This window comes from Roseicyclus mahoneyensis (genome assembly GCF_003148775.1).
GTDB lineage: Bacteria > Pseudomonadota > Alphaproteobacteria > Rhodobacterales > Rhodobacteraceae > Roseicyclus > Roseicyclus mahoneyensis.
In genome coordinates this window covers 1-7,137 of record NZ_QGGW01000022.1, presented here as the reverse complement: position 1 = coordinate 7,137, position 7,137 = coordinate 1, and the positions used below count along the sequence as shown (strand labels likewise).

Genomic DNA, 7,137 nt, shown 5'->3' with positions numbered 1-7,137 from the left:
CCTGCGTTTCGACATATTCTGATCTCCTCGTCTTGGGGATCAGCAGACCTCAGATCGTAGCTTCCGTCACTGTCCAATTTTCGGGGGGTAGCTCAGTCGAGCCTGTCTTAACAGGGCAATCCGAATCCTTGGAATTCGTTTTGGTTGACGACGTATTCCTGATTGATCGCAACTTCTCCATCTTCTTCGTGGCGCTCTTTCTGTACCTGCCGTTTTTCATCATCTGATCCGGTGGTGTCGTAACGGCGGAGCCTGTGGGTGCTCACCCGCGGCGGGCAGATTTGAGTTTTGCCGACAGATCTTCGCAAGGTGAGTTGATCCATGAACATCCAAGGCCACCTTCATTTTGGCGAGAAGGTTCTCAGATGTGTTCCCGCCGAAAAGCTTTTGAAGGGCTATTCGGACGAACTCGACCTCGAAGATCGGTCGGTTGGGTTCCGCGTTCGATTGTTTGGTGCCCGGATACGAAAATCCGAACTCAAAGCCCGCGTTTGCTTGGTCTTTCCGAGCCACCTCGTGCTGCCTAGCGGCGCAGTGGAAGCCAACTCCGGTGATGACCCACCCACTGCTTCAGGGACTTCCGAGGAGGTCTTTCTTCTGAGTGCGTTTGGGGAACCCGCACTGTCCAATCTGGCTGTTTCGCGATCTGCATTTGACGCCATCCTACAGTTTGCCGTCAGCCACGGACTGGTACCGGTTGCTCTGACGTTTCCGATTCCGGATTCCCCGGACACAGTGACCGTGCCGTGGACCGACAGTATTGGGTCCATCTCGGACCCATCTTCTCAGGGAACGGAATCTGCCGATGGGATGTTTTCGAAGCGTCCGTCGTCGGTTCCGAAGCGCGACCCATACCAAGCCCATTCCGAATCGAACACATGGAACAGCTTGGAAGAAGGTCGCGGAAAAAACGATCTTGGGATTGAGCCTTCGCCAGGTAGCGCATTGCCCCCCGCTCTTGCACGGGAGCTTGGCAAGGGGAAATGGCAAAGACCGACGCGCCCGGCGGCGCCTGCGGCATCTGTTGGCAGCTCACCAATCCCGTACGCCACCTCGCGGTCAGTCGCCTCGCCTATCCAATTTGGGCCATCGTCATTCAATCAAGTTTTGTCCGGTCTCGTGGCAAGGCTGAACTTTGCGGCCAGCATAGCCTCCGGCCTTGAGCGTCTGCGGGTCTACGGAATGCAGCTGGCGCAAGATGGTCGGCATGTATGGTGGCGCACCACCTTGCTGACAAAGTCTCTGGCATCGCGGCTCGATTGGTTTTTCCGTGCTCGAATAGCAGCTTTTGGTCCTAGTTTGCGTCAAAGAGCCGACGAGGCAGTTTCTGTATCCTTGGATCGCTATGGCCTGCTGGTTCGCTCGCTAAAGCGTAAAGGACGTGGCATAGTTGAAGCCATACCGAGACGCCGACTTACCGGGAGCGTGATTGCGATTTCCGCATTGGCATTGACGGTTGGCGTCGCGCTGACGGTTCCTTATGCGATGAACGTGGTCGCACCAGATCCGGTCGTGAGTGCTGACCTGGATCCGATCGTGATCGGCGATCTCAACTCAAGCTCGGCCACCGCAAGGCTGGACCTGGACGGCGCACCGGGAGACGTCGCCGTCGTGTTGACTGCGCCGCAATCCCCGGTTCGCGTGCAGGAAACCACGCCGGAATCACGGATCGAAACAGACTATCCTGACCCCGCTGCCCCATCGACCCTGCCCGAGCGAGAACGCGAGCAGGTGGCCGCCTTGGATGCAGCAACGGAGGCGCCAGTTTTGGTCGCGGCACCGATCACCCAGTTCCGGCCCGGGCGGCTGCCCACGCCACAAATGCCCCTTGCTGCGCCGGAGATGACCAATCCAGTGATGGGCCGTGCAGATGGGTCCCCGGCTCGTCCGCCGATGCAGCTGGTGGAGGGCCCTCAGATGGACCTCGCACCGCAAGTCGGATTTGTCGGTTCTGGCGGGCCGATCCGCGAAACCCGCGTCCGTGAAACGGCCGTGCCGATCGAGGGCACCCTGACAGTTGAGGTTGCCGTGGCGGACGTCGTACAGCCGCCTGTATCAAGGGTTCCGGTCCCACGGTCGATGTCGAGCTCATCGGCCCTGACGGACAGTGGGATCTTGGTGGCGCGCCCTGTTGACGACGCGTCCACCGACATCGGGCCCATGCGCGTCATTCTCACGGCCGGCGCAGCGGTCTCTAGCCCGGCGACGCGGCCAGAGATGCGACCTGCCGTATGGCCAGTATCTGCCGCGCCCCGGAATACCCCGGTCGCAGCAAGTCTGGCGAGTGTCGTGCAGCCCGAAAGGGTCGGCGTCCCACCCCCGGCAAGCATCGTTGAGACAATCTTGCCGCCCGTGTCCATCGCGGCACCTTCCCTCAATATCCGCGTTCTCGCCATCGTAGGGTCCGATACGGCACGGCAGGCGCTTGTGCAAACGGCTGCCAACAGAACGCAAGTGCTCTCCGTAGGAAGCACGGGCGGCGGTTGGCGTGTGCTGGGCATTCAGCGGGATGGGATCTTGATGCTACACGATGGCCGAGAGCAGTTTTTGCCCATTCAGCGGTGATGACATCTCGCGGTCAGCGCCGCGCAGGATTTCGCCGTCTTTCTGGGCCACGGCCAGCATCCAGGGGCGATTTACGGCCGCTTATTCAACGCCGCCGAGAAGGCCGAGAGAGGAACATCCTCACTTCGCGCCGCTTGGAGAACGGGCGCCAGGAAGATCAGTGACGTCGGCAGGATGGCGGCCCCTACAAACAACGTCGACACCCCACTACCAGCGACAACGGTCCAGGCCATCCAGCCAAATGCTGCCACGGATAGGGCGAGCGCCAGCCGGGCACCAACCCAGGTTCGCAGCGGCGGTCCGAGCGAGAATTTCAAAAAGGGGTTGAACCTGCCTGCCCGATCTAGGAACGCATGGCAGAAGCTGTGGAACTCATCCAATCCGGCCTCACCCGGGCGCGCCGTGACCGCGATCCGATGGCCCTCAAGGCTTTCGATGATCAGCGTAGGACGTCGCATGTACGTGGCATCAAGCTGGATCTGCGTCAGCCGCGCCAGCAGCAGTTCTTTCACCCTCGAACCGCGGATCTGCACGACGCGATCCTCGGACAGCCGCACCTTGCAAGACCGACGAAGCACATTGCGTCGCGGCTGGATCTCGACGGTTCTTCCGTTGGCCATGAGATGTTCGCCTGACGTGGTGACCACGAAAACAGCACCACGGCAATGATACAGGGCCGCAGCCGCGCGCCCGCGCCCGGGAAAGATTGCATGGTGCAACTGACGCTGCGATTTTGATGTTGGCGCAGAGAGGTTGACCTAAAGACTCCGCAAATGGCCTGAGCGAGGCTTGGGTCCTCTTTAGCCACGCCGGATCGTCCGTAAGCGATGGGGTGGATGCCCCTGGCGGCATCGCTGTATCATGGTGGCGGGTGTTGGAGCACTACGATGAAAGAGACGCGACCTGAGCTGCTGCCGGTTTCGTGGACACGAAGACAAGATCGTGACCAAGGAACTGGAGAGTGGATATGACGAGACGGAAGTTCAGCCGCGAGTTCAAGATCGAGGCCGTAAGGCTGGTGACGGACCGGGGCGTTGCGGTGGCGCAGTCTGCCCGTGACCTTGATATTGCGGAGAGTGTGCTGCGTCGCTGGATGCGGGAGTTGGTTGTGACACCGGCCACTGCGTTTCACGCGAACGGGCAGATGTTTCACGCGAACGGGCAGATGCGGGCCGACCGAGCCGAGATTGCAGCCTTGAAGAAGGAGGTCGCCTGGCTTCGGGCGGAGCGTGGCATCCTGAAGAAGGCGGCAGCTTTTTTCGGGCGCGAGGCAACATGAGGTTCGCCTTCATCGCCAAGCATCGCCACATCTGGCCGGTCAGCTGGCTGTGCGACGTGCTGGAGGTGTCACGATCCGGCTTCCATGCCTCGCTCAACCGCCCGACCGGCGCGCACGAGATCCAGGACGCCAAGCTCGTCACGGCGATCGAGACGAGCTTCAAGGCCAGCGACCGGACCTATGGCGCCCGCCGCGTCTGGCGCGATGTTCTGGAAGACGGGCTGGCCTGCGGTCTTCATCGGATCGAACGGCTGATGCGGATCAATGCCTTGCGGGCACGGCCGAGACGTAAGCGTCCGGCCTGACCGCTATCCGTTCCAGCGCCAGGGCAGCAGGTCGTCGACCTTTGTGATCGTGTAGTCCGGGATGCGGGCGACGGTGTCGGCGAGCCAGGCGTGGGGGTCGACGGCGTTGAGCTTGGCTGTCTCGATCAGGGTGTAGGCGATGGCGGCGGCCTTGCCGCCTGCCTCGGAGCCGACGAAGAGGTAGTTCTTCCGCCCGAGGGCAATGGCGCGCATGCCGCGTTCGGCGGCGTTGTTATCCAGCTCAAGAATGCCGTGGTCGAGGTAGGGGCGCAGGCGTTCCATGCGGGTCAGGGCATAGCGGATGGCGGCCGCGAGCGGGGATTTGCCCGAGATCGTGGTGAGTTGCATGGCCAGCCAGACCTCCAGGTCGTCGAAGACCGGGGCCGCATGTGCTCGGCGAAGCGCGACCCGGATATCTGGTGGCGACCCTCGGGCTTCCTTCTCGACGGCGTAGAGTTGCGCGATCCGGCCGATGGCCTCTTCGGCGATCGGGGAGCCCTGCGACCGGTGAATGTCGACGAACTTGCGCCGGACATGCACTGCCCGGCAGGGCATTGCGCAGCAATGTCCCGAGAGGGGGCCATGCAGGCGACCTCGCGGATGGCACCGGTCCGATAGAGATCCTCGAACCCGGCATAACCATCTGCATGCATCCAGCCCCGGAACCGGGCGAGATGGTCCTTGGGATGCTGGCCCTTGCGGTCGCCGGAGAACTTAAACCATGCAGCGGGCGCGGCGGTGCCGCCCCATGGCCGTTCGTCTCTTGCATAGGTCCAGAGCCGGGCGGTCTGGGTTTTGCCGGTGCCGGGGGCGAGCATGCGAACCGGCGTGTCATCAGCAAAGATCGCTTCGGCCGACAGGACATGGCGGCCAATGGCATCGGCGAGGGGTTCCAGCAGGGCCGTGGTCTTGCCGACCCAGTCGGCCAAGGTGGATCTGTCGAGGTCGAGACCTTCACGGTCGAAGATCTGGCTTTGGCGATACAAGGGAAGATGATCGGCGTATTTGCTGACCAGCACATGGGCCAGCAGACCCGGACCTGGGCGACCGCGCTCGATGGGGCGCGAGGGCAGCGGGGCCTGGATGAACCGTTCGCAGCAGGCGCATGCGAAGCGCGGGCGGACGATCCGGTTCACGATGAACCGGCCGGGCACGTATTCCAGTTCTTCGGTCACGTCCTCGCCGATCCGGCGCATACGGCCACCACAATCGGCACAGGCATCGGCACTGGGGGCCAGTTCCACCTCCATCCGGGGGATGTGGTCCGGGATCGGACGGCGCTTCGGTTTGTCCTTCTCCTCGATGTCGGGCAGCTTCATCCGCGCCGTCATCGCGGCTGCTGCGATCTCGCTGGTCTCCAGCGCGAGTTGCAACTGCTCCGCCGTCTCGGAAGACGCGCCAAACCGGTGCGCCCGGTGCCCCGCCAGTTGATGACGGAGCTTCTCGATCAGAACCGCCTGTGCCTTCACCTCGGCCAAGAGCCGCGCGGTGAAGCTGCGCAACTCCTCGGGGTCTTCCGGCAAAGTGACGGTCCGATCCAGCATGGATACAGTTTATCTCACTGTATTCGTTGTGGGAATCGTTGATTGCGGGACTGGCAGATTATCCTGCCGCCAAAGGCCGCCACGTCCGCTGCGGCACCCGCCAGTCGATGCCTTCGAGCAGCATCGACAACTGCGCAGGCGTCAATGACACCTTGCCTTCCTTGGCAGACGGCCAGACGAACCGCCCCTTCTCCAGCCGCTTCAGGAACATGCAGGCCCCCTGGCCATCCCACCAGATGACCTTGACCAGATCACCCCGGCGACCACGAAAGACAAAGAGATGCCCGCCAAACGGATCCTGCTTCAGCACCGCCTCGGCCTGTGCCGCGAGCGCCGCAAAGCCTTTGCGCATGTCGGTGACGCCCGCCGCCAGCCAGACCCGCGTGTTGGTCGGAACCGGGATCACGGCGAGAGCCCCCGGATCAGCCGCGCCAGCGCCTCGGGATCATAGCTTCCGCTGATCCGCATCCGGTGCCCGCCCGCCAGCTCGATCTCGATGTGGTTGTCGGCGACGGGCACCGCCATCGGTGCCTTCGTCTCCGCGACGATCTCGACCGGCAGAAAGCGCGGCGCCTCCAACACGGCCGACGCCAACGTCGGGTCGGGCGCATAACGCAGATCGCGCAGCCACTTGAAGATCAGGTTCGCATTCACAGCGTAGCGCCGCGCCACCTGGGCGACCGAAACACCAGGCGCAGTGGTCTGGAAGCAGATCGACCGCTTCTCCTCGTCTGTCCAAAGCCGCTTCGTCCGACGCGCCACGCCATCACCATAGTGTCCACTATCGATGGTGGACACCAACCGGCACTCTCAGCACGCGGCAGTGCGGTCAGGCCGGACGCTTACTCGGAGACGACGTGGAAAGCCGAAGGACGACGGCGAACGGTCGTAAGCGGTGTCCCCGTCACACCGTGACGGCGTAATTCCACGGGAGCAGATCATCGATCTGGCTTGACGTTGCCCCCAACTTTTATCCAGCGTGAGCGAGACTCCGGGTTTGAGTTTTGCCCATTTGGGCGGGTTGGGCAACGGGGGCTGGCGCGGAGCTTTGCGGGTTGCGCAGCGTCAGGCCCCGTTGCGGGGCGAAGGTTTGGGCAAACTCGGCTGGGGTCTGCCAGCCGAGGCGGGAGTGAGGCCGTTCGGTGTTGTAGTCCATGCGCCAGGCAGCGAGCGTGGCGCGGGCATGATGCAGGGACGGGAACATCGTCTCGTTCAAGAGCTCATCGCGCAGGCGGCCGTTGAAGCTTTCGATAAAGGCATTCTGGGTCGGCTTTCCGGGGGCGATATAGTGCCAGTCAAACTTGTGATCATCCACGAACTTCAGGATCGCGTTCGAGGTGAACTCGGTCCCATAGCATGTTGGGAATGACGCGCCGTAGAAGGTTATGGCCGCCTGCTGCGCAATTCTGGAGGCTGCGCAGGCGGCCATAACCGGGTCTCGGGT

At 62.6% G+C, this 7,137-nt stretch carries 6 protein-coding genes and 2 pseudogenes; 3 read left to right on the top strand and 5 right to left on the bottom strand.

Going from position 1 to position 7,137, the window contains the following annotated elements:
- The coding region (locus C7455_RS20400; protein WP_211315529.1) for a hypothetical protein at nt 1-227 on the top strand (227 nt) is incomplete at its 5' end.
- Between the two features lie 94 nt (nt 228-321).
- Nucleotides 322-2,565 (top strand): hypothetical protein, encoded by a 2,244-nt coding sequence (locus C7455_RS20020; protein WP_146200061.1) that lies wholly within the window; start codon nt 322-324, stop codon nt 2,563-2,565.
- 71 nt (nt 2,566-2,636) lie between these two features.
- On the opposite strand, the gene C7455_RS19625 is transcribed toward C7455_RS20020, so the two are convergent.
- Nucleotides 2,637-3,185 (bottom strand): hypothetical protein, encoded by a 549-nt coding sequence (locus C7455_RS19625; RefSeq protein WP_109671142.1) that lies wholly within the window; start codon nt 3,183-3,185, stop codon nt 2,637-2,639.
- 347 nt (nt 3,186-3,532) lie between these two features.
- On the opposite strand from C7455_RS19625, the pseudogene C7455_RS20555 reads away from it, so the two are divergent.
- A pseudogene (locus C7455_RS20555) lies at nt 3,533-4,137 on the top strand (IS3 family transposase); the annotation flags it as partial.
- Between the two features lie 15 nt (nt 4,138-4,152).
- Here the strand turns inward: C7455_RS20555 and tnpC are convergent.
- The 4 genes and pseudogenes from tnpC to C7455_RS20550 all read right to left on the bottom strand — a co-directional run.
- A pseudogene (gene tnpC / locus C7455_RS19610) lies at nt 4,153-5,693 on the bottom strand (IS66 family transposase).
- A gap of 58 nt (nt 5,694-5,751) precedes the next feature.
- On the bottom strand, nt 5,752-6,099 hold the full coding sequence (tnpB, locus tag C7455_RS19605; protein ID WP_109671137.1) for an IS66 family insertion sequence element accessory protein TnpB: 348 nt from the start codon (nt 6,097-6,099) through the stop codon (nt 5,752-5,754).
- The gene (tnpA, locus tag C7455_RS19600; protein WP_109671146.1) at nt 6,096-6,491 is read right to left on the bottom strand and encodes an IS66-like element accessory protein TnpA; all 396 of its coding nucleotides are present in this window, start codon (nt 6,489-6,491) and stop codon (nt 6,096-6,098) included. Before tnpA ends, tnpB begins: the two co-directional genes overlap by 4 nt.
- A 172-nt stretch (nt 6,492-6,663) precedes the next feature.
- A partial coding sequence (locus C7455_RS20550) for an integrase core domain-containing protein (RefSeq protein ID WP_245904437.1) occupies nt 6,664-7,137 on the bottom strand: 474 nt, incomplete at its 5' end.

Excerpts from the sequence above, each read along its gene's own strand:
- C7455_RS20020 (WP_146200061.1), top strand. The coding sequence starts at position 322 with ATGAACATCCAAGGCCACCTTCATTTTGGCGAGAAGGTTCTCAGATGT.
- C7455_RS19625 (WP_109671142.1), bottom strand. The coding sequence starts at position 3,185 with ATGGCCAACGGAAGAACCGTCGAGATCCAGCCGCGACGCAATGTGCTT.